This window comes from Hoylesella buccalis ATCC 35310 (genome assembly GCF_025151385.1).
Classification (GTDB): Bacteria; Bacteroidota; Bacteroidia; order Bacteroidales; family Bacteroidaceae; genus Prevotella; species Prevotella buccalis.
The window spans coordinates 1,366,626-1,390,245 of the sequence record NZ_CP102287.1 but is presented as its reverse complement, the minus strand read 5'-3'; the positions used below and the strand labels follow the sequence as shown (position 1 = coordinate 1,390,245).

Below are 23,620 nucleotides of genomic sequence, written 5' to 3'. Positions count from 1 at the left end.
TCCGTTTACAGTTTGATTTTCCGCATGACTTCCGCCACCCATTCATCCACTCCCGTCTGCGGACGGAGGGAAATTGCAGGAGGAAGGTAAGAGCATCGGAACACGCCTCTTGTTCCTCCCTGTGCCAGTTCTCGACTAATCCTAACAGAATGGTAGATACGTGAATCAAGGATGGTCAGTCCTTGTTCTTTTGCGTTTTCAGTGAACAAATCAATGACCGTGGTACTCGCACTGCGATTGATCTTGTTCCAAAGCAGGAAGAAGTCCTGAATACGTGAACCTTCAAAGCCAATCCCCAACTCACAGATGGTTTTGGCATAGGCGAAACTCGATGCTAGCGACTGAGGGTCGGCTTCTATCGGAGAGATAATGTAGTCCATCGTAATGGACAAGTCCATCAAGGCACTTGTAACAGCATGACCGGGAAAGTCAAAAATAACGAGTTGCGGAGGGGATGCTTTCTTTTTAATATATTTCTCAATATCACCGACGGCACTCTCCGGTTTACTTCGGATGATTGGGTATGACTTTTTGCCATAGCAAGCCAGACGCTCGTGAAGTTCCTTGCCCAGTTCGGGGGAGGACTCGATAAGGTCTCTGTCCCGTTCGCGTAGCTTGAAGAACGATTCCTGTGTGCCATCGCAGTCCACGACGGCAAGAGGGATATTCTTTTCGTAGTATAAGATAGCCGCCAAGATTTCCGCAAGGCTGCTTTTGCCCACTCCGCCCTTCTGTGAGGCGAAGCCCAGATAGATGGGTGTTTCGTTTTTCTTTTTCATAATCTTGAATGGTCGTTAGTTGTGTTATAAATTATTTTTTAACTTGACTGATAAGTCTGATTACGTCCAAAGTTGAAACCTTATTCTTGACCCGACTCAAAAGTCGAATTTTGACTTAGATTAAAATTGACTCAGCTCAAAGGATTAAAATTGACTATATCCTGAATTTCATTCGGATAAGAATCACAGAGGTTGAAACTATCTTCTTGCACTCTTCATTCAAATGAATTTTAAGTTGACTTTTCACTGAATTCGGTTGCAAAATAACAAGGTTTTATCCTAACTTTCAACCACCGATGAAGTGCAGGGAAATGCGAGGAAAAAGAGTGAATACCACTGATAATGAGATATTTGAAAACTCGCCGTAACTTTGCAGGCGAGAATAATACATGGAGGTAAAATCCCGAAGCAGACACCCCACAAGGGTGGATACTTCAATCGTATCATTTCTTGATATTGGCAAGGTGTGTCTTTGTAACACAAACCGCAGTTTGTACCACAAAGAACCTTGCCTCGGTGCGAGGGGATAATCACTCCAAAGTCGTAATTAGAAACCAAAACGGAAATGGAAAAGGAAACGAAACATAGTTTAGAACCGAAACAAGCAGAAAAGCCCCGTTGGGATAATTGGCATGTACGGTTGCCTAACCCAAAAGACCAGCAAAGGGCAATTGATTTGTTTCAGCGTTCGGGTGCACAGACCAAGTCGGATTTTGTGCGTAGTCGCATTCTTGGGGAGAGTTTCAAGGTGATAACGGTGGATAAATCCGCCGTGGAATACTACCGTAAACTCTCCGAACTGACGGCACAAATCCATAAAATTGGCGTGCTGTATAACCAATCCGTGCGTGCCATCAACAGCTATCATTCGGTCAAGACCGCACAGATTCTGCTTGAAAAGTTGGAGAAACTGTCGGCTCAAATCATAGCTTTGCAAGAACAGGCTATCCGTTTAACCATTGACTACCGCAAGAGATGATAGCCAAGATTTCTGCAACGGAGAACCTTGGAGGAGCACTCGGCTATAACTTCAAAAAGGTAGAGAAAGAGGAAGCAAGCATTCTTCTTACTCAAGGCTTGTATCAAAACAAAGAGGAACGATATACGATGGCAGAGGTGTTTGCCGATATGCAAGTACTTATCCCTGAGAAATGCCGAACAAAGAAGATGATATTCCATTGCTCGCTCAATCCACATCCGGACGAGAAACTATCTGATGAAACGCTCACGCAGATTGCCAAAGAGTATATGGAAGCACTTGGCTATGGCAAGCAGCCCTATATCGTGTTCAAGCACAGCGACATCGCTCGTGAGCATATACACATCGTGTCGCTTCGGGTGGACAGTCGTGGAAAGAAAATCAACGATAAATTTGAAAAGCGGAGAAGTAAGAAGATTACTGATACCTTGGAAAAGAAATACAATCTTATCCCAAGCTCAAAGATCGCTGACAAGGTGATGAATGAAACACCTAAGATTGACACTACTAGAGGAAATATCAAGGAGCAAATGGCAAGTGTCCTCCGCATGGTGCTAAAACATTATAAGTTCTGTTCATTGGGCGAACTAAACGCCATTTTGGGCAAATATAACCTTGCCGTAGAAGAAGTAAAGACGGAGTTTCGGGGAAAGAAATATGACGGACTGGTTTATGTTCCGACTGATGATAAGGGCGACAAGGTAAGCACACCCATCAACGCATCGGACATCGGTCGTGGTGTGGGCTATACTGCTGTGCAGAACAGGATGCAGAAATCAAGACAAGCTGTCAAACCACTGATACCAACCATAAGGAACAAGGTGTTACAAACAATGCGTACCTCTCCAAAGACAGAGGAAAACCTGCTACAACGATTGGAGGAACAGGGCTTGAGGGTGGTTATCCGAAAGAACGAAAGCGGTCGTATCTATGGCATTACCTTTATTGACGATAAAGAGGGAATTGCGCTTAACGGCTCCCGATTGGGCAAGGGATATGCTGCTAATGTATTCAATGCGTATCTATCCAATCCAACACACAATCCATTCTTGGATGTAGCGTTGTATGGCAGTCCTTCAGAACACTTGGAGCAGACATCTACAAATGAATCTTTGCACCCAAATACAGAAGACGGCGACAACCTTGTTGATGAACTCATCGAGGATATGGCGGATGGTTCGTTCACACCTACGGGCAACGATGATTGGAAGGAGGCGGCATGGCAGCGCAAACTCCGCAGACAAAGTAAGGTAAAACTTAGACGAAGAAAACATTAAATACACGAGCATTTCCAACTCCCCTCCTTAGGAGGGGTTGGGGGAGGCTCCAAAAACAATACGATTATGGCACAAGAAGATGATTTAAGGGCATTGGGTAAAGTCATGGACTTTATGCGGGGCATATCCGTGATATTCCTCCTGATTAACTGTTATTGGTTCTGTTACGAGGCTTTTCAAGAGTGGCACTTCACGCTCGGTATCATCAACAAGATACTCATGAATTTTCAGCGCACGACAGGATTGTTTTCGTCTATCTTATGGACAAAACTTTTTTGCGTGGTATTTCTTGCCTTGTCCTGCCTTGGGACAAAGGGCGTGAAAGAAGAGAAAATCACATGGCCAAAGATTTGGACGGTGCTTTTCTCCGGCTTTGTCTTTTTCTTTCTCAACTGGTGGCTGTTGGCATTGCCCATAGGAAAAATTGGAGCGGCTTCGCTCTATATCTTCACGCTCTCCATTGGCTATATCTTCCTGCTGATGGGAGGTGTATGGATGAGCCGACTACTCAAAAATAACCTGATGGACGATGTTTTCAATACAGAGAACGAGAGTTTCATGCAAGAAACCCGATTGATGGAAAATGAATACTCGGTAAACCTTCCTACACGCTTCTACCATAAGAAGAAATGGAACAAGGGTTGGATTAACGTAGTCAATCCGTTCCGTGCCTCAATGGTGCTCGGTACACCGGGTTCTGGTAAGTCCTACGCTATCGTGAACAATTACATCAAGCAGCAGATAGAGAAAGGCTTTGCCATGTACATCTACGACTATAAATTTCCCGACCTTTCCGAGATTGCTTATAATCACCTGCTAAATCACTTGGATGCCTACAAGATAAAGCCGCAGTTCTATGTAATCAATTTCGATGATCCGAGAAAGTCGCATCGCTGCAATCCTATCAATCCTGCCTTTATGACAGATATATCGGACGCTTACGAGAGTGCCTATACGATTATGCTCAATCTCAACCGCTCGTGGATTCAGAAGCAGGGTGATTTCTTTGTGGAATCGCCGATTATTTTGCTCGCTGCTATTATCTGGTTTCTGAAGATATATGAGAATGGGAAGTTTTGCACCTTTCCGCACGCCATAGAGTTCCTGAACCGACCCTATGCGCAGATATTCCCGATACTCACTTCCTACGATGAACTTGCCAATTACCTTTCACCCTTTATGGACGCTTGGGAGGGCGGAGCACAAGACCAGCTGCAAGGGCAGATTGCCAGTGCCAAGATACCACTTTCCCGTATGATTTCACCAGCCCTTTATTGGGTGATGACGGGTGATGACTTTTCACTCGACATCAACAATCCCAATGAGCCGAAAGTACTCGTGGTCGGCAACAATCCCGACCGCCAGAATATCTATTCGGCAGCACTTGGTCTGTATAATAGCCGTATCGTGAAGCTCATCAATAAGAAGAAGCAGCTCAAATCGTCTGTGATAATCGACGAGTTGCCGACTATCTACTTTCGTGGGTTGGATAACCTTATTGCTACTGCACGAAGTAACAAGGTGGCGGTATGTTTAGGTTTTCAAGACTTCTCACAGCTTACTCGTGACTATGGGGACAAGGAGAGTAAGGTAATTCAGAACACGGTGGGTAATGTGTTCTCCGGGCAAGTAGTTGGGGAAACTGCCAAGACACTTTCCGAAAGATTCGGCAAGGTGCTTCAGCAACGGCAGTCCATGACCATCAATCGAAGCGATAAGTCTACTTCCATTTCCACACAGATGGACAGCCTTATCCCTGCATCAAAAATCAGCAACCTCACCCAAGGTATGTTTGTAGGTGCAGTTTCCGATAACTTTGACGAACGTATTGACCAAAAGATTTTCCATGCGGAGATTGTGGTGGATAGTGGCAAGGTCTCAGCCGAGATGAAAGCCTATCAGCCCATACCTGTGATAGCGAACTTCATAAACGAAGATGGCTCCGATAATCTCAAAGAGACCATCGAAGCCAACTATCGTAAGATAAAACAAGAGATACTAACGCTTGTTGATTCGGAAATAGAAAGAATTAAAAATGATCCTTCATTGCAGCATCTGATAAAAGAATAATCTTACCGTAACTATGCGGAAAAAATTAGCCCTATATTAGGGCACATTAATATGATGACATTAGTAATCTTTATGTAGTTTTTGTAATCAAGAAAGTAAAAGACCAATTAAATTGCTAAAGTAGGAATGAGTCTATTACTCCATAACAATATGGCTAAAATAATATATCCGAATGTACATAATATATACATTATAGATAAGACATTCCACACCACTTCATGAGGTTCTTCCTCAACTTCCTTTATCATTTCCTCGAATAATCCTTCTTTGCACATCGTCATTTTGCGAAGTTTTTCTATAATCAAAGCTCCTCCTATCAATAAAGATGCGTAAAGATACTTATGCATAGGTAATAATGGATAACCTAAAAAGCCATCAATAAAAGTAATTGTGCCCCAATACCACAAACAGTCTAAAGATGCGATAAACAACATTGCGGTATATTCCTCGCCAAGTGTCTTACCTACTATATGTCTACGACATTTATAGAATTTAATATAGATATATTTCCAAATATTCATATTAATACCGTTTATAGCCTTGTCTGAATTCAGGTATTATTCTTGGCATTATTTTTCTTTTTATTGGTGGTAAAACCATGGGCGATTTTACATATGTCTTATCGCGCAATTGGACATAAGGATTGTTTGCATATGGGGATAAAGTTCTAAAATGTTTACCTTCAAATGCGCCAAATAGATCTAAGAATAAATAAACTCCCCCCACAAACCATCCTGGAGGACCTCCGTAAGTAGCAATAACTCCAATCACTATATCTACTCCAGATTTAGCTATACCTATTTTATCCTTTTCTGAAAAAGCAATGCCGGCTTGTGCAACAGAAATGACTGTTCCGATCCAAAATAATCCTTCACCAAATTTTTTGTATTTTGTTGCTTTACTGATAATATCTCTTCTAGCCCCTGTATATTGATTTCCGAAAAAGTCCACCTTTCCTTCCACCTTCTCCATATACCATTTATCATTTTTCCCTTTCCACCTTGCAACCCCATTATTCCAGTCTGCATCAATGTAAAGGTCATATTGTCGATATCCACAATAAACTCCAGTAGAATTTACTATTTTTCCAGTTATATTGCTAAAGTTATCAAAAGATATTCCACCTTTTCCCGTATTTATCCCATTTTGTCGTAATAAAGTGTCATTGGACAGTAATTGCTTCATTCCTTCGTGAGCATATCCATCTAATGCTATCCTTGTTTGGGGATTATTCTCTAATGCCCGTTTTAATGTATCACATAGATGCTGGTATGGATTGCCTAAACATCTATGGTGTACTGACAATGTCTCACGTTGAGCCATTGCAATTTGTTTTTTTAGATAAAACTCTAATCCTGTATTTATTTGTTGGCTCATTGATGTTTGAAATATTTTAATACATGGATCTTGTTGGATTAAAACGGGCAATATATCCTATTCATAAGTATAGGAATATTGCCCCATCAAGTTATAAACCTCTATTCCTGCTTATACTCACTTTCCCAAACAGTATCTTCCGGATTGTCTCCTTTGTGTCCTGCGAGTTGTATCACAAAACTCTTTGCAGGAAAATACGGGGTGATATGGATGTCCAAGAGAACCTTGTCTTTCTGATTCTTATCTTGCTCTATCTTAAGTACCTTAAACTTTTCGATAAGTTTGCTTGGTCCCTGAACTCCGTCCAAGAACTTGACAATTTGAGAACGCAAATCAGCCTCTGTGCGTGTTGTCCAGTTCTCAAACGCTCTGCGGTTCAAAAAGTCAAAGAGCACTTTGGTGATATAGTCAAAGACACGAACAACGGAATAAGTCTGCAAACCGATGTTGTCTCCATTGAAAAGTGTCTTTGCAGAGAATGCCATTACACGGCTATACTCATTCACCATAGGAACGAGTCCCATACGTTCCAGTTCTGAAATTTCGCTTTTCTTTAAATCAAAGCGGACACTTTCTACTTCGTTCAGTCCACCAAATTTCTTTCCAGCAACAACTTGAGACATCAATGTCATGTAGATTTTTCCTGCCAAAGCACCAGAAGGGGCAACATATAAGTTCTCTTCTTCGCCAACAGCATCTACTTTCGGACGACCAAGCAACCAGTTGCAGGTCATGATAGTATTTGCCTTAAAGACTTCGCCACCTGTGTGATCAGCATTGAAAAAGACATCTACAACATCATCCGGACTTTCCAAGTCTTGGAAATCCGTAATCAGAACAGCCTTGGTTTCATGTGCCATTTTAGACCATTTGTCTAAGACGGCATTAGAGCCAAGATAGCCTGGGACAACTAGAAGTGAATAGTTACGACGCAAATCAAGTCGGTCGTAATTCTGCTTTAACTCATTGCCGATATAATCAATGAAAAGAGTATTGTCTAGGTCTCGGAGCTGTTCAAGGTCTGCATTGACAATCGTAATGTTCTTGACCTTATCTGCTTCTGTGTTTTTGTAGAATAAAGCGATGGAACGATAAGCAGCTTCCAACTCGCGTGTACGTGAGAGAGCCGCCAGAAGATTGGCATTTAAGTTCTCTTCAACTTGCAAAGCCCGTTGCTTTGCCTCGTCTCTCATTTTCTCGACAGACTCTCCGGATTTGAGGAGTTCTATCCATACTTTCAAACGACTGGAAAGTAATTTTCGTTCCCCTGCCCACTGTTCGTCAGTCAGAAAGATGTTCCTCCTCGCCTTGCGATTGGGGTTAAGGTTTGACATTCCGTCAATTGTATTCTCAATGAAAGCAAAACCTCCAAACTCTTTGAGTTTGTCTAGCGCAGATGAAGATGGCGATGTTGCTTGAGAGGACTGTGCAACTGAACTTACCTGCTGACTGCTTTTAGTCTTCTTCTCTGTATCCATAGTTATTCTTCATTTGATGGATTAGACTTTGATATTTCTTCTATGGCTTTTTCCAATAACTCAATCATTGCCGAACGTGTTTCAGCATTCTCCACTGCTTTCAGCAAAGCACGATTGGAGGATAACTGACGAGCTATCTTTACATACTGCTCTTTTTCCACATCCAATTGAGAAAGGAAAGGGCTGTTCTCTTTAAGGTTCTTGGCACCAAAATCTCCAAGATTATGAAAACTCATGGTTTCCACGACAGGCGTTCCTTCCTGATCTTGGTGTTCTAGTTGAACTGTCGGATTAAAACGCTCGAAGACATCCTCGACTGTCTCTAAACCATAGACAGCTTCTGGATTTACCGGAGCTTCATCCGTAAGTTTCTGAACAAACAATGTTCGATTCGAAGGAATCTCAGCAATTGACTCATTGGCATCTACTTTTACTTCATTGCCACCTACACCGTATTGATATAGTCCCATAATTTATAATAATTTTAATTATATTTTATACCTGTTTTATCTTTCAAGTTGTTAGGCTGCTCGCAAATATAAGCTTTTTGATTGTGATTGCCAAAGAAAAATAGAACTTTTTGTTGTTTCTCGGTAAAAATATTGATACTCAACGGTGTTACACCATATAGTCATAATATTAAGTAGGTATAATTAAGCAGAATAGACCGCCCTTTTGCAGATGCCCGGTGGGGCTGTACTCATAGGTGGTGGTGCCAAAGCGGTTGTCCTCCGTCTTAAGCAGCCTGTCGGCACTGCCCCAATGGTATTTACGCTCCCTGCGCACCTTGGATGACTGGCGGGTCTTGCTGTCGATGAGCCTGCCGATGTCGTCATAGGCAAAGCTCTGCGTTACGCCACCGGGGAGCATACGCCCCAGCTCAAAACCCGGACTGTCATACTCGTGCCTGCTCTCAAAGCGACCCGGGACTTCCGCCTGTCCTGCCGAGAAGCAGGTCAGTTCCCCGAACTCATTGCGCTCGTGGGTAAGGTCGGCGTCAAGGGAGCTCGTAAGCGTGGCTATCTGTCCTGCCTTGTCATAGGTACGTTTGATAACGTGTTCATTACTCCGCTCCTCCACGGGAAGGCCCATATTGTCGTAGCGGAAACTGACTATGGCGTGTTCATTTCTGGCTTCCGCCAGCCGTCCGGAGGCATAGTAGCCGTAGATATGCTCTTCCGTCTTGTTGTAGTCATGGGTAACGCGCGTGACCCGTCCGCACCTGTCGTACTCGTACTCCTTGAACTTGCCGCTGGGAAGCGTTTCCTTGATGACACGCCCCGCACGGTCACGGACATATTTCCTCACGCCGCCGTCGAACCCCTCCTCCTGCAGTACGTTTCCCGCGGCGTCCATGCCAAAGGCGTAGTGCTCGCCCTTCTCGTTGATAATTTCGAGCAGCCTCTCCTCACGGTCATGCAGGAAACAGATGACGCCACGAGCATCCTTCCGGCGTGTGAGCTTCCACATCCCCTCATAGCCGTATTCCACCTCCTGATGGTCGTCCTTGTAGGTGAGGAGATTGTCGATGCCGTCGTAGGTCAGTACCATCCTTACATAGTAGGAATCAATGGCCTCTTTGATCAAAACGATTCCCCCAAAAACACAACCTTCATTACATAGGGCGTAAATTCGAGTAAAATGTGCAAAAGCAGTCAGAGACAACATGTAAACCTTCTGGGAAATCATACTCTGTTTCAAAGAATAAAATTTTGCCCGAAAATAAATCAACCCAATATTGATTTCCTGCTGCATCATTTCCTATCGGTATATGTCTTGTTGTAAAGTCATCTGGTAGGTCAGGGTTTTTCTTTGCAATATCCCAATAACGTTCAAGCCTACCATTGACGTCGTATAAGGTTTCAACTTCCAACTCGACATCTAAATCACTTTTAAGGATTAACCCATCTGGGAAAAATAATCCATTAAATTGTAATAAAAACTCCATGTATTCATCTTTTCCCGGGAATTCCCATTCGCAAAAAAACAGAACAATGTTCTCATACGATATTTTTCTCCCGATTACCTTCTTATTGGTAATTTTATCTATAAATGAATTATTTAGCATAACTATTTCGTTTGTATTTTTTTCCAGTTTGCTCTTCATAATCTTTAACACCTCCTCTATGTGATAATTTCTGATGGCTTTCGCTTCGAACAAGTTGCATTTCCATTGAATTTGTGTCAGGATCGTAACTAATATGATGTGCAATGTAATCTGGACTAAAAGGTTCTGATAAACCTGCTTTTGCGTACAACGCAACTTTGTCATCATGATAATTTCCACTTGCAGGAATTCTATATATTCCTCCTGGATTTTTTGCAGAGATTGTTCCTGGATGAAGTTCCGACGGTAAGAAAGAAGTATTTCCAGCTCGTAAGCCAAATGTATCAGTCCAAGTATTAGAATCCTCAACATAGCTATGTAGAGCCGTTGCTCCGCTGGCGAAGCGTATAGGATCTTCCGAGATATACCTTCCAAGTTCAGGGTCATAATATCTGAACCTGTTGTATGCCAGTTTGATTTCTTCGTCATAGTACTGTCCTTGGAAAAGGAACGGTATCTTGACGTAGTCCTTGTAGGAAGTATAGAGTATGGACCGCTCCTCGATGACCTTCCCGTTCATGTCAAGCCTGCGGTACCACACTTCCTCGCCCTGCTCGTTGTACGCCTCCACGGGCGTACCAAGATGGTCGGTCACGATGGAGTATGCCTTGCCGTCCTGGAACAGAGCCAAGGGCACGAAACTCTCCTCCTCAAAGAGCCATGTCCTGAGGTCCTTTTGGTATTCTTCTATCTCTCCTTGCTCATTGCGCCTCCGATTGGGTGTCCACTCGTGCAGGGGCACGTTGCCGTTCCACAGCCAGCAGGTGATGCCAATGGCATCCTTGCTCAGGCGCCTTCCGAGGGCATCATAGGTGAACAGGGCATCAAAGGCAAAATCTTCCCCTCCGGGAGGTCTGACCTCCTTCAGCGTTCCATTCTGATTCCAGATATACCGCCAGCGTTCGGACTTGCTGTCCCACCATTTGCCAGAACCCTTGTATTTCTCTACGAGCTGTCCGTCCCTGTCATAGACAAAGCGCCATTCCCCCGACTGCTCCAGCTTTCCTCCTCGGAGGTACTTGCGCAGCTTTCTGTCAGGGTCGTCAAAGAGGTTGCCCGCCTTGTCCGAAAGACGGTACTCCTCCCTGCCATCGGCATAGACCGCCTTTTGCAGATGCCCGGTGGGGCTGTACTCATAGGTGGTGGTGCCAAAGCGGTTGTCCTCCGTCTTGAGCAGCCTGTCGGCACTGTCCCAATGGTATTTGCGTTCTCTGCGCACCTTGGATGACTGACGGGTCTTGCTGTCGATGAGCCTGCCGATGTCGTCATAGGCAAAGCTCTGCGTTACGCCACCGGGGAGCATGCGCTCCAGCTCAAAGCCAAGGCTGTCATACTCGTGCCTGCTCTCAAAGCGACCCGGGGCTTCCGACTGTCCTGCCGAGAAGCAGGTCAGTTCCCCGAACTCATTGCGCTCGTAGGTAAGGTCAGCGCCAAGGGAGCTCGTAAGCGTGGCTATCTGTCCAGACTTGTCATAGGTACGTTTGATAACGTGTTCATTGCTCCGCTCCTCCACGGGCAACCCCATGTTGTCGTAGCGGAAACTGACTATAGCGTGTTCATTCCTGGCTTCCGCCAGCCGTCCGGAGGCATAGTAGTCGTAAGTCTGCTCTTCCGCCTTGTCGTAATCGTGGGTAACGCACGTAACCCGTCCGCACCTGTCGTACTCGTACTCCTTGAACTTGCCGCTGGGAAGCGTTTCCTTGATGACACGACCCGCACGGTCACGGACATATTTCCTCACGCCACCGTCGAACCCCTCCTCCTGCAGTACGTTTCCCGCGGCGTCCATGGCAAAGGCATAGTGCTCGCCCTTCTCGTTGATAATTTCGAGCAGCCTCTCCTCACGGTCATGCAGGAAACAGATGACGCCACGGGCATCCTTCCGGCGCGTGAGCTTCCACATCCCCTCATAGCCGTACTCCACCTCCTGATGGTCGTCCTTGTAGGCAAGGAGATTGTCGATGCCGTCGTAGGTCAGCCGGATGTGGTTGCCGTCGAAGTCCTCCACCTCCACGATGCGCCCCACGAGATCGTAGCGGCGTTTCTGGCAGGCTCCCTTGGGATTGGTGATTTCCGTGCAGCGCCCCAGCCTGTCATAGCGGAAGCGCGTGATGTTTCCCCTGCTGTCGGACGCCTCCGTGAGGTTATGGCTGCCGTCGTAGGTCAGTGCCGTCCTTACGCCGAAAGCATCGGTGATTTCCGCCGGCAGTCCGTCCTTGTACGCCAGCTTGGTGACTGCTCCCTTCGGATTCCTGCGCTCAACGACATTTCCTTTCCTGTCGTAGGCGAAGGACCATATTCCTCCATCCGGAGTCTGCATCTCCAGCGGTCGGTTTCTGAGATTTCCTTTTCTTAGATAGGTCACCGATACCGTCCCGCCTTCCGGGTCGCTGCTCTCCGTACGGTTGCCGAACTCATCATAGCCGTACAGGTGACTGTTGCCCAGGGGATCCTGTTCGGAGAGAATCAGGTTGTCGTCCCCATGGCGTGTGCGGTATTCCGCCCCTGTGGGGTCTTTCTTGAGATATACCTTGCCGTCCTTATAGTAGTAGGTCGTTTTCCGGTCATGGCTGTCCAGTACCTCGGTATAGCCGTCAAAAAAACTCAGCTTGTGGTCGTAGATCCCATGCGTACCCCATGTGTGTACGCAGCGCGAGCCTATTTCGGAACCGTCGTATTCAAAGTGCCACTTCACCCCGTTGCGCCATGTCTCCTCGACCAAGAGGAAACCGGAGTATGCATAGGACATGACCTCTCTCTCGGCATTTTTTTGCTCAATGAGGTTCCCGAGGCTGTCATAGCGGTAGGAGGCAATCTGGAACTCCTCTTCCCTGCGGGAGGCGGGGTCCGGCGCGAAGATGGCGATGATGCGTCCCCTCGGGTCATTCTCCACTCTTAGGCGGCGTCCCGCACTGTCGGTTATCTCCTGCAGATGCCCCCTGTGGTCGTATCTGAACAGGATCTCAAAGCCGTTGATGTCGCTGATGCGGCTCAGCAGGCGTACATCCTCATAGGAGGTGTCGGTAAAGTGGTAGAACAGGTCTTCGCCGATGTCCCAGATATAATACCTTCCATCCTCACCAAAGCGGGCTTCCATTCTCTCACTTTTGACAAGGGAGGGCTGTTGCTTCGTCGGCAGGGGTATGACGACGGGGCGACCGTCATTCATTCGGAAGGTCAGTGTTTCCTCGTCCACAATCAGTCCCATGTCATAGGAATGATGCCAGCCATTGCCCAATGGTCCCTTGTAGTCGCTCTTGCTGTACCATGTGCGCTCCCATGAAAGCGGTATGACACCTGTCAGGAAAAAGTCCTCCTCATCGGTGAAGAATGTCCCGCTCGCCACATCGACAGGATGTCCCGTAACGGTACACAGCGCCTTGTGGAGCATGCCCTTAAGACTCGCCGAGCCAATCTTCTTGTTTGCATCAATCTTGGCATGCAGCTTTCTCGCCAGCCTTTCCGTCTTTCTCTTATAAAAGCGTCCGAATGCACCCATCAGCTTTTTCTTTACAACATCCACGGGATTAAGCGGAATCGGAACGGGGTTGGTCAGTACGGGTCTGGACCAGGGAATGGGGATGATGATTCCCGTAGGCATGAAAAGGGCGAAATACTCCTTGTCTTTCTTGATGATGTGCGGAGTCGGTATTCCGATGTCCCAGCAGTCCATGTGCAGGTGCGCTCCGCCGCCGGAGAGCGGGTCGCCGTCCGCCAGCACGTTCAGGCTGCCCATGAAAGCGTGCCCCTTGTTCATCGGGGGAAGGGCAAATGCTCCTCCGATGGGGAAATGGAATATATTTCGGGTGAATGTCCCTGCAACGGCACGAGGAATGAAGTTGCCGATTTTGACGGTAGCCCCCATCATACCGATGACAATGGTGGCAACGGTATGGGCTATTCCCGCCATCTTGGCACCGTCGGCATCACCACCGCCGCCTTCTTCCGGCATGGGAGGGGGTGGTGGAAGGACGGAGGCAATGGCTGCCGTGATAAAGTCCGCCGGGTTAATCAGCAAGCCAATATAGGGATTGGGAAGGGGACCGCCAGGTATCATGATGTGGCAGTCTATGCCCAGAACCGGGTCCAGCTGCTTGCTGATGGGGAGGCACGCCATGCCCTTGAGTCCAAGACCCGCCAGTGCGGGAACGTAGGCGGACTCCATGCCTGCGTCAAAGGTTCCAGCCAGTGCCATGCCCGCCTTCATGCCCGTATCCACGGCGCTCACGCCCGCAGAGATGCCCTGTGAGGCGTTGGCGGAGGAATTGCCAGCAACACCCTCAAACGAGGAGCCCACACTCAGGGACAACTGGGTACTGACGCTTTCAAAGTAACCGTGGGAGATGGAAGACGAAGACATAGGCGGATTATTTATAATGGTAGTACAGGTAAACTAAGGCAAGAAGCAGGAGGACGGCGAGGACACCCTTCACGAACCGGACGACATTCCTGCCAAACAGGTCAATCCACATTTGCGTAAAGTCGCTGTTCCCGCTCGGCAGCAGCGTCCATTTCCAGTCAAAAATCACCCCTATGAGATACAGGATTACAAGGAGGATTGCCACGAGAAGCCCGTATTGCGGATGTTCCCGGAAGTAGGCAAACAACTTGCCGAAAAAATCATTCAATTGTTCCATAATCTGACGGGATTTGTGGAGGGGCTTTCATTTGTTGCTGGTACATGAATAAAAAATCTTGCCATTCAGCGCCAAAAATCTCTTTCATGCGTTTCTCGAACTCAATGTCGGATATAAACTCTTCGCGGCAGGGGCTTTGGTACAGCGACAATGCTATGAGGGGAAAGGTTGATTTCCTCAGTACGTCAAGGCTGAGCTGACTGTTCAGCAAATACGCCTGATGGTATGAGTTGGCTGCCTCCCGTTGTAGGGATTGTTTCTCCTGACAATAGCCGCACATGCGAAGCGACTCCATCTGCATGAAATAATCCGCGCACTGATGATAGGATACGGAACCTTCCTGATACAGGGGACAGGCATTTCGCCAATCACGCATGCCTATGTATATGGCTGCCTTGCTGAGCTGCGCGTTGGCAAGCAGACGGTAGGACAAAGTGTCATCCAACTTTCCTATCCCTTTCCCAGCGGCATCTATCGCCTTGTCCGCAAAATACAAAGCCTCGGTCTCGTTCCCGTAGCCAAGCTGGTCGTTCAGCAGGATAAGATACAATGTCACGAATTGTCCAATCCAATTAAGATCCTTCCTGACCTTTGTGAGAGCCAGATCGAAGCATCTTTTTGCCAACCGCTGTGTTTCGTCGGCTTGGCGCTTCTTGACGCTGTTGATGAGTTTTACCAAGTTCAGGCGATACTCATCCTCCGTAACATCATCACCTTGATTTTCCAGCAGTGCCTGCTCCGCCAGTCGTTCCATGGCACCATCCATGTCTATATCCGGAGTGATTACGGAAATTTCCTCAGGGAACCGATCGGACAACTCGGAGATGTCGCCATCATGAAAACTGTCTCCGAAGGTTAGCGTCATTTTGTTTGACCATGATTTGACCTGCAAGGCTTTTTCCAGCCATTCGCAAAAATCTTTTTGGGGAAAATCGTTGTCTGGGTGGAGAATGAAGTTGCATTTGAACTTTTCATTTCCCAGCAAATGGTCTGCAAAAATTGACAAGTTCCGTATCGCCAATAAAGCGGGGTTGTCCCCGTCCGCAAGCGTGTAGTCAGGCGTCCATTCTATCCGTTCAGCAGAGAAGCCCTGTGGCTTTTGCGCCTCATTCCATACCTTAATCTCCTTTTCCAGATAAGTTACAATATCACGGGAGAATGAGTCCGTATCAATAAAAGGCAGTTGGAAGAGAAACACGAACTCATCCGTGGCGATGTCTATGGCCAGCAAATAGTCATAGAACGCACTTAGCATGGTCTCATCCCCGTTTTTTATAATGATACGGACAACCTTTACCTCTTTCTTGGATACGGCTTCCTCCCATTGACAAAGCATCCGTTCGGCAATCTGTTGAATGGCATTGCTCATCGTATGACACTTAGTTAAGTTTTACAAGCGTTCCGGAAACGGATGTTATTCCCATGGAATCAACATCCGTCTTGGAAGTTCCTGACAAAGTGGCGGTTACATTGCCCTGAACGGTAACGTCATTTCCGTTCATCGTGTTTGTCTCTGCGGCGGTAGAGTCAATGGCTTTTGAATTCAATGAAATGGAGTCCTTCCCGTTCAATGTCAGGATTTTCCCGTCTAACAGGATGTTGCCATCTTCTTTCAAGGTAATGGAAGAATCCTTGCATGTAAATGTTATGGTTTGGGAAGATTCTATTTTTATATTTCCCGCACCATCGGCAGCATATGAATTTCCTGCCTTATCCTTTATAAGCACACTTCCCTTACTGTCATCCAGCGTGACGGCGACCCCGCTTCTCGTGGTCAGGCTCTTCACGTTGTTGTCGGCTCCGCCCCCGCCTCCATTGGTTCCATTGAACAGGCTTCCTTGTATATAGGGTCTGTTGGGGTCATTGTAACGGAAGGCAACCATGACTTGGTCGCCGACTTCCGGGATAAAGACAAATCCTCTGTTGGAGGACACTTTTTCGCTGCCTCCCGCATCCGGTGAGAGCACGCGCACCCACGAGGTTTTCATGCCGTTTATCTGCCAGTTCATCCTCACTTGGACACGTCCCTGTTTCTTGGGGTCATCATTGCTGATGACGGTCGCCATCTGTGGCTGGGCAATGGGAAGGGGGACGTCAGGGGTCGGCAATGACTTTACAGATGCAGGAATCGCAGTGAATTGGCAGGAATAGCCTCCATCACCCTCCGCGAAGTGGACTATCTCAGTAATAAGGTAAGCTCCCAGCAACTCTTCCTTGTAGGAAACGCCTGCCACTTGAACGGTGCTTTTTATGTCCACGACACTGCCCAACATCAGACCTACATAGTCGCTCTCCGCCGTGATAAAGTGGGACATGGAGGCGTCTGATTGCTGTTTCTTCTGAAGATAGGTGTCCAACTCTCCTTTGTTCGTGACACGGGAGGTGGCATAATGATTGGCGGGAGGACCAAACATCTTGATGGATTCCTGAAAAGCGTGCTGCCCGAGCTTGTTCAGTCCCGTCGGCTCGTCCGGGGACGAGGATTTCAGCGTATTGTTGCTTCCCGACAGATGGGCGAAGGAGGAAAGGGCGCGGGCTCCGGTCTGGATGCAGATGTCCAAGGAGTTCAAATCCCTCTTGGAGTCCAGCGTGATGGAGGGAGGTAATTCCGGCTTGCCGAAAATCAATTTCTCTCCATCATAATAGAGCCATTCAAAATGCTGCCTCGCCAGTCTTTGTATGAATGCGAAATTGCTCTCCTGATATTGGCATTCATATTCCAATTTTGCGCTCCTTTCCGGTTTCACCAATGCCTGCACATTGGACTTTTCTGCCAGTTCTCCGACAATGTCCGCCAAAGTCTTCTCATTCCAAGACGCAAAGTGCAAATCGCCCTCCAAACGGTAGGTTGTGGAGAAGCCTGAGACTTTCAGGAAAGTATATCCCTCGGACTTGTGCAAGCCCACCTGTGCCACAAGACCGTAAAAGTTCCTCTCACCAATAGTTATGGCTATTGATTTTCCCAGCCAGTCAGCGGATTTGGTGAGTGTGGCTGCCTGAAACACTTCACCGACTTCATAGTCAAGAAGCATTTCAAAATAATGGTGTTCGTTAATTGACTGGTTCAGACGAAGGGACTTGAACGAAGACAACTCAACACCACCAATACAAATTGCCACCGGTTTGTTTGGCAAAAAATCCATACATGCATTTTTTTTGATGAGTAAAAGCAACATTCTCCATCACCCAATCAGAGTTGTATCTGCCGGATGATGGAGAAAAGAAATGTTGGCAAGGCAAATTAAGCCTTAGGCCAACGATTGTCATGTTCTGCAGCACCCACGGTGATGTGCTCTGCCGCAAAAGTCATAGTAATGGTCATCGGAACGTCATTGTTTACATCCAAGGTTTCCTTATAATGCACAATATAGGCGTTCTTGAATTCAACCTCTTTCATCTTGGCGTCCTCATCCGTCTTCTTGTAGATGATTTTTCCTTCAACGGGTTTGAACTGGCTATTCAGCATAGCTTCGATGGTAGAGGTGTCCTCTGTGGACTCAATGGTAACGACAACTCGTCCTCCGGTAATACTTGAAGAAGGCTTACCCTTACTGTCTGTTGAGCGAGAGAACTCATAATTTGAGAAGAGGACGTCAAATTCTTTTCCTCCCAACTCCAGTGATGCACGGAATGATCCCATAATTTTGTAAAATTAAAAAGTTGAACATAAAAGGTCAATTTCGCTCAACATACGTATTAAAGCAAAAAAGAAACCTCCAAACTCTTGTTTGAAAATTTCCCATTCTCCATTGACTTGGTTATGCGGAAGAAAGAGAAGAAAACAAACGCAAGTCCTATATCATGGGCAAATATATGATTTACTTTTCATATCTCCAAATTTTTAACCGAGTATTTTCTTACAATTACATTATTTAACAAATCAGCAGAGGATTGCAGGAAAATCGGATATATTTTTCTTGCCCGTTCATTCTTTCTTCCTGACCAGCAAGGCAATAACCAATATGACAAGTAGTCCGACAAGGAGAAGAGAAACTGTAAGTATCAAATCTCTTTCTTCCTGAAGACGGGCATTTTGCTTGTTGTTCGTTTCTGAAACATAAGCCCTCAGTCTTTCAACGGACATTCTCACACTGTCTGCTTGCAGATTCAGCAGGCGGTTGACTTTCTGCTGTTCCGTAAACTCTGTCTCTATCTTTCGCAGATTTTTGGTTTGGTTTTCTTTCTTGGACGACAAAAAAACGGAACGGTCAGATACTTGCAGCTGGTTCTGGGGAAGCTGAAGTTCCGGGAAAGAGAATGGTTGATCCTGTTTGTGATTCATGAGTAACAAGCACAAAAGAAAACCGAAGATTACACAAGACAAGCATACCAAGAGACTGACAAGCCCTTGAACATTCCATTCTCGGACAGAGGGGCGGGAACAGGGTTTTTCCCCACTTTCTTTTTCCACATTGTTGTTTTGCCCTACGCTTTCAGATAATCCCAAGGAGACAGGAGAGTCAAGCCTTTCCTTGATGGCAAGAAATTCGACTTTCTCTATTTGATATTTCCCCACCTTCTTCATAACCCTGCGCTGGTAAACAAGGCGATCCAAGGCTTCCCGCACGTCTCTCTCCGTTACATTCATGTCCGGGATACTCCAATAGATTTCACTTTCGGTGATCCAGAGCGGTGAGGATATACTCTTTTGGTATAGAATTTCCAGCACCCTTTCCTCTAATTCATTGACATTCTTCATTCCTTATGGTATTAGAGTTTGAGGTATAAAGTAATAAACATCATTTCCGACAAGCACCTCCTCCAACTTTGCCTCGACATAATCCTCCTCCATTTTTTGCAATTTGCGCAGGGATAAGTCATATAGTATCTCCCAGTCTTTGAACACAGCTTCATTCCGTTTAAGTCGGGAGGGAGAAAGGTGGTAAAACAGTGAGTCATTTACATGAACTCCCGTCTTATGGTAGAACAACTCCGCAAGGGAAGATTCTGAAGACAGTACCTTTCTGAGGTTTCTCTTATTGATATTCTTACGCTCTTGCCTGTAGAGAGAACGCAATAGCTTCAGTTCACGCTTGCCCAAGCCCTCTGAAAAAACGGGAAATAAATCCCTGAAGGATTGCAGGAAGCCTGAAATCTCATTTTTAGAGAATACGTATCCTTTTTGGAAATGGCTCAAAGTCGAGTCTGGCATTAAAGCAGGAATATAGTACACGTCAGACACAGAGTTTCGGTCTATGTTGTCAATGGAAGGGGTTGGAGTCTCCGCATATTGATGCACATATCTTATTAGCCATGAAGGCTTGCTCCTAAGTACACCCAACCTATTCTCGTAACGTTCCAGACTGCTCAACAGTAACTCGTCTCGTCGGGGAATCTGCGAGAACAAAGTGTCCAATACCAATTCCACGGTAGCGTTGGATATTTTTTGTCCTGCAAGGGGAAAGACTATTCCACCAGTGGCAAGGCTGCTTTTGGGTGTTTCCAACAGATAAACGTTTGCATCAGTCCCGTAATCAAAAAACAGAGAAGGCTTGAGCAGGAAGGGGTTAACTATATAGTTCTGGATGTATTGTGAGTATTCCACAATATTTTTATCCAAAGCTTCTTTTGCCGTTAAGAGAAAGTCCTGACTTGCCTCTCTGTTGTCACTGGAGAGTTGGAAGAAAGTCATGGAGAAAGACCGGGAAGCCAATTGCTGGTGCAAATGTGAATCAATGGATATGTCCTGACTCTTGCCAAAGAGGAACAAGAGATTATCTTCGAAACAGTCATTTCGTGTCTGAAGGACTAAATTCCTAAAGGCATCCTTCACCCCTGCATCCTTATTCCTGGTCACATGGGGCGGGGACAGGATAAAATCCAGCCATTGCACCAGACTGTCGGTAAGGGGTAGATATTGGTTCCCCAATTCTGAAATCATTGTCGCGGAAAAAGCATATTTCCGGTTCGGAGACATTCGGAGTGCCACATTTTGTAATGCACTGATGAGTTTCCCGACCTCATGTTTGTCCTGTGCGAAGAAAAAGACATGAATGTTCATCTGTTTCTGACCGTTCTTCATCCTCTGGACATCCGAAACATAGGTATACCCACCTTTCACATTGATGAACTTATTTGCCTTGCCGTCCCATACCGAAACGGGCAACCAAACCGAATGCAGGGAGTCGAAACTAACATTCCTGCTTGAAGACGATTGAAGGGACAAGCTCCCCGCGTCAAACAGATAACGGCTTTGAAAGTCAGCGGAGTGTACGGACATGGTGTCATTCCCAATGATGCTGGTGCAAGCAAGGTGCTGGGCATCGGGCATGATCCTGTAAACCTCGTTCTGCCCGACGGCGGTTATCATATCCATAGAAACCCATCCCATAAAATGAGTGCTGTCAGTAGAAAGCTGGGGGCAATCGGAGATTAAGACCGTCTTGTGTACGTCGTCCCGTTTATACGCATATACGGATTGTCCCGTATGGATTTTATAGGGACATGGTGTCTTTAGAAAAGGATCAGAGAAAAGAATCAGACTGTCCCCATTCAAGTATCGGCGCAAGTTGTACAACCGTTCTATTCGATTGACACCTACACTATAACGGACAGCCCTGTTGTTGGTCGGGGACACATAGGCGTGGTCATAGTACAGCAGGTTGTTCTTCGGCATCCATCCGACATAGGAAACTTTCGCTTTGTCTGAAAAATGATTTTTGGGGGAATAGAGCCAGCCAAACAAACCTTTTGGTCTGCCAAGCAACTTCGGGTCGGCTTTGACCAGCTGATAAAATCCGTTTTTTTCGCCTATGACATAAAAAGCCTCGCCAACCTTGTACTCCCCCAATGGATGCTGTCCATAGGCGGTAGAGAATGCCTTATTGGAGTTCCTGTCTGAAAAGACAATTCTCGCATCGTGATTATTCCGCAAGCGAGAGGGAGCCTTGGAATCGGGATAAAAGTTGAATGTTTTCCCCTTGATTCTTTGTGTCGCTTGATAAGTGGAAACCTGTCCAAATGAGAAAAGGGGGAAACAACCCACAAAAAGGAATGTAATAAAGGCTATCTTCTTTTTCATTTGTCTGCTACGCTTTGTGTTACTTGAATTGTTCTCACACAATTCTGGTTGTCGATTTTTACTTCTTGGATTTTAATTCGCCTATTGGGACTGCTTTCCAAGAAGTGCAAGCCTTGGCAATACCCTGAAAAGTCATTATATTTATCCCCATTGACGATTACGACGACTTGGCTTGACGGCGTACAGAAATAAGTGTCGCGAATATGGTTGACCTGTTCTTTGTAAGCCCTGTTGTCCCTTACGGAAAGATTGGCTATAATCTGTAGCCTCCTACGAATGTCGTCTTGGGCTAATCCCAGCGAATCTACAGGTGGTTCGGTTATAGTTTCCTCTACTTTTTCAAATTTCGGTAAAATCTTAATCCTGTGTTCTATTGGATATTTCGTAGTATTGGTCTGTAGGCGTACAACATAATTCCCGGGTGTTTCGTAAGTGTATGTCACTTGCTGCTCATAAGCATCAACTGTCCCCGTCTCACCAAACTCCCACATCCATGTGTCCACACCGACCCCATCCGCGGAAAAGGTGAGTTCCTCCCCCTGGTATCCCTCGGATACGGCATGGATCCTTGGCACGGAGTCGATTGCTGCCGCCTCTATGCCTGACACAACCTGTATGTAGCGGTTGGCTACTGTATGACCGTCAACCTTTAGTGTCACCAGATACTTGCCTGACTTTGGGTAAGCATACTTGGCGACCATCTTGTTGCTGATGGAATCACCGTTACCCATTTGCCAGAGAATTGACTTCCCCTTGACACGTTCCGGCTCGTTTACGGTAAATTCCAGCACCTCTCCAATCTCGTAATGGAAATTGTTGTTGCTGTCATGGATATTGAAGTCTACGTCACCCTTCACCGTACGGAAGGGGAACCCTATTATCAGGATGATGCCGCCAAGCACCAGTATGCCTAAAAACACCGATAGGATCTTTTGTCGTTCCGTCATAACTATAAATTTGCTTTGCACTCCTCCAAATACTGCACTATCACCTTGTTGTTTTCCGTCGTGGCGGAAAACTCCTCCTTAACATCAAAATATTCCTTGACAATGCGAAACGAGTGAGTGCCAAAAAGATATTTTGAACTGTTGTTGTGTTTCTGGTAGATGTTTTGTAGCAGAAACATTTCTTCTTTGATTTCATCCAGCCGCTGAACTTGTTGGACGCTAAAATCCAAAGAGTCAATCTTGTTCCCGATTTCCTTAACCTGCTCAGCGCATTTTTTCTGCTCGTCAAAAAGACGCTCGGTCTCCTTGATGTCTGAGATATAATGGTCACTCTCTACTTCAGGTATTCGAAAAATATATTTACACAAGCATGTAAACACTACGACTGTAAAAAAGATTAGCAACAGGGTGAAACGAAAATTCGTCCACGCCTGCTCGTCATTGGTTCTTTTCATTTTTTAGACGGGTTTGTTCTTGATACTTTTGCCTGCACTTCTCAAGCTGATCCATGTTATACACTCTCTTGCGGCTTTCCGCGTCAGAGGCGTCCAATGTCTCCTGTGTCTTCTTGACTACCTCCAGTATCTGAGAGAATATGACATAGCGTTCCTGCTCTTCCGGAGAAAGGGACACAATTTCTTGCTCCATCATCATCCTTTGCTCCGTGATGATTTTCTGCATTTGCTTGTATTCGTTGATGGTTCGCGGTTGCGTCCTGAGATTGTGCAAATCCTTGAAGATATGCTCCAATTGGAAATTGATCTCTGCCTGCTTTTGAATGGTCCGTTCGTAGGCGGCTTTTTTCTCTTCCAAGAGGGCGGCTCCTTTTTGTGCTGTCACCAGCGTGACGGCTCCCGCCACGAACATGACGGTTAACAACAGGAAGAATACCAGACAGAACTGCCGGATCGTTCTTCTTCTATCTTCTTTATTCTTGATTTCCATAAG

At 46.1% G+C, this 23,620-nt stretch carries 20 protein-coding genes; 3 read left to right on the top strand and 17 right to left on the bottom strand.

The features are described 5' to 3' along the window. Positions 1 to 5 precede the first annotated feature (5 nt). Entirely contained in the window at positions 6 to 779 is a 774-nt protein-coding gene (locus NQ518_RS05830; RefSeq protein ID WP_115367965.1) for a ParA family protein, read from the bottom strand. A gap of 565 nt (positions 780 to 1,344) precedes the next feature. Here NQ518_RS05830 and NQ518_RS05825 point away from each other — a divergent pair. From NQ518_RS05825 to mobC, 3 genes are all read left to right on the top strand, one after another. Next, a complete protein-coding gene (locus NQ518_RS05825) occupies positions 1,345 to 1,758 on the top strand; it encodes a plasmid mobilization protein (RefSeq protein WP_227960498.1) in 414 nt (137 codons plus the stop codon). Further along, entirely contained in the window at positions 1,755 to 3,035 is a 1,281-nt protein-coding gene (gene mobB / locus NQ518_RS05820; RefSeq protein WP_227960500.1) for a conjugal transfer protein MobB, read from the top strand. The genes NQ518_RS05825 and mobB overlap by 4 nt, the downstream gene beginning before the upstream one ends. Before the next feature lie 66 nt (positions 3,036 to 3,101). Beyond that, positions 3,102 to 5,105 (top strand): conjugal transfer protein MobC, encoded by a 2,004-nt coding sequence (mobC, locus tag NQ518_RS05815; protein WP_227960502.1) that lies wholly within the window; start codon positions 3,102 to 3,104, stop codon positions 5,103 to 5,105. A gap of 107 nt (positions 5,106 to 5,212) precedes the next feature. Here the strand turns inward: mobC and NQ518_RS05810 are convergent, their stop codons facing one another. From NQ518_RS05810 to NQ518_RS05735, 16 genes are all read right to left on the bottom strand, one after another. Further along, positions 5,213 to 5,626, bottom strand: coding sequence for a hypothetical protein (locus tag NQ518_RS05810; RefSeq protein ID WP_227207511.1), 414 nt, complete (start codon positions 5,624 to 5,626; stop codon positions 5,213 to 5,215). A gap of 1 nt (position 5,627) precedes the next feature. Continuing rightward, positions 5,628 to 6,482 (bottom strand): hypothetical protein, encoded by an 855-nt coding sequence (locus tag NQ518_RS05805; RefSeq protein WP_227207513.1) that lies wholly within the window; start codon positions 6,480 to 6,482, stop codon positions 5,628 to 5,630. 101 nt (positions 6,483 to 6,583) lie between these two features. Beyond that, positions 6,584 to 7,960: a DUF5458 family protein gene (locus NQ518_RS05800; protein ID WP_025073170.1), complete on the bottom strand. Its 1,377-nt coding sequence runs from the start codon at positions 7,958 to 7,960 to the stop codon at positions 6,584 to 6,586. A gap of 2 nt (positions 7,961 to 7,962) precedes the next feature. Continuing rightward, positions 7,963 to 8,430 (bottom strand): hypothetical protein, encoded by a 468-nt coding sequence (locus tag NQ518_RS05795; RefSeq protein WP_028896476.1) that lies wholly within the window; start codon positions 8,428 to 8,430, stop codon positions 7,963 to 7,965. Between the two features lie 169 nt (positions 8,431 to 8,599). Then, the gene (locus NQ518_RS05790; protein ID WP_227960504.1) at positions 8,600 to 9,649 is read right to left on the bottom strand and encodes an RHS repeat domain-containing protein; all 1,050 of its coding nucleotides are present in this window, start codon (positions 9,647 to 9,649) and stop codon (positions 8,600 to 8,602) included. Beyond that, on the bottom strand, positions 9,576 to 10,067 hold the full coding sequence (locus NQ518_RS05785) for an SMI1/KNR4 family protein (protein ID WP_227960506.1): 492 nt from the start codon (positions 10,065 to 10,067) through the stop codon (positions 9,576 to 9,578). Before NQ518_RS05785 ends, NQ518_RS05790 begins: the two co-directional genes overlap by 74 nt. Beyond that, positions 10,018 to 14,427 carry a DUF6531 domain-containing protein gene (locus tag NQ518_RS05780; protein ID WP_227960508.1) on the bottom strand — a complete coding sequence of 1,470 codons (4,410 nt, stop codon included), beginning with the start codon at positions 14,425 to 14,427 and terminating at the stop codon, positions 10,018 to 10,020. Before NQ518_RS05780 ends, NQ518_RS05785 begins: the two co-directional genes overlap by 50 nt. 7 nt (positions 14,428 to 14,434) lie before the next feature. Further along, positions 14,435 to 14,704 carry an immunity 17 family protein gene (locus NQ518_RS05775; protein ID WP_227960510.1) on the bottom strand — a complete coding sequence of 90 codons (270 nt, stop codon included), beginning with the start codon at positions 14,702 to 14,704 and terminating at the stop codon, positions 14,435 to 14,437. Continuing rightward, on the bottom strand, positions 14,688 to 16,073 hold the full coding sequence (locus tag NQ518_RS05770; protein ID WP_227960512.1) for a hypothetical protein: 1,386 nt from the start codon (positions 16,071 to 16,073) through the stop codon (positions 14,688 to 14,690). Before NQ518_RS05770 ends, NQ518_RS05775 begins: the two co-directional genes overlap by 17 nt. A 10-nt stretch (positions 16,074 to 16,083) precedes the next feature. Continuing rightward, positions 16,084 to 17,847 (bottom strand): type VI secretion system Vgr family protein, encoded by a 1,764-nt coding sequence (locus tag NQ518_RS05765; RefSeq protein ID WP_227960514.1) that lies wholly within the window; start codon positions 17,845 to 17,847, stop codon positions 16,084 to 16,086. A gap of 98 nt (positions 17,848 to 17,945) precedes the next feature. Further along, the gene (gene tssD, locus NQ518_RS05760) at positions 17,946 to 18,344 is read right to left on the bottom strand and encodes a type VI secretion system tube protein TssD (protein ID WP_004357856.1); all 399 of its coding nucleotides are present in this window, start codon (positions 18,342 to 18,344) and stop codon (positions 17,946 to 17,948) included. A 285-nt stretch (positions 18,345 to 18,629) separates the two neighbouring features. Continuing rightward, on the bottom strand, positions 18,630 to 19,403 hold the full coding sequence (locus NQ518_RS05755; RefSeq protein WP_227960516.1) for a DUF5457 domain-containing protein: 774 nt from the start codon (positions 19,401 to 19,403) through the stop codon (positions 18,630 to 18,632). 3 nt (positions 19,404 to 19,406) lie between these two features. Next, positions 19,407 to 21,725 (bottom strand): type VI secretion system protein TssR domain-containing protein, encoded by a 2,319-nt coding sequence (gene tssR / locus NQ518_RS05750; protein ID WP_227960517.1) that lies wholly within the window; start codon positions 21,723 to 21,725, stop codon positions 19,407 to 19,409. Further along, positions 21,722 to 22,672 carry a PKD domain-containing protein gene (locus NQ518_RS05745; RefSeq protein WP_227960519.1) on the bottom strand — a complete coding sequence of 317 codons (951 nt, stop codon included), beginning with the start codon at positions 22,670 to 22,672 and terminating at the stop codon, positions 21,722 to 21,724. The genes tssR and NQ518_RS05745 overlap by 4 nt, the downstream gene beginning before the upstream one ends. A 2-nt stretch (positions 22,673 to 22,674) precedes the next feature. Further along, the gene (gene tssO, locus NQ518_RS05740) at positions 22,675 to 23,127 is read right to left on the bottom strand and encodes a type VI secretion system TssO (RefSeq protein ID WP_025072611.1); all 453 of its coding nucleotides are present in this window, start codon (positions 23,125 to 23,127) and stop codon (positions 22,675 to 22,677) included. Then, a complete protein-coding gene (locus NQ518_RS05735) occupies positions 23,111 to 23,617 on the bottom strand; it encodes a hypothetical protein (protein ID WP_025072612.1) in 507 nt (168 codons plus the stop codon). The genes tssO and NQ518_RS05735 overlap by 17 nt, the downstream gene beginning before the upstream one ends. Between the last annotated feature and the right edge of the window lie 3 nt (positions 23,618 to 23,620).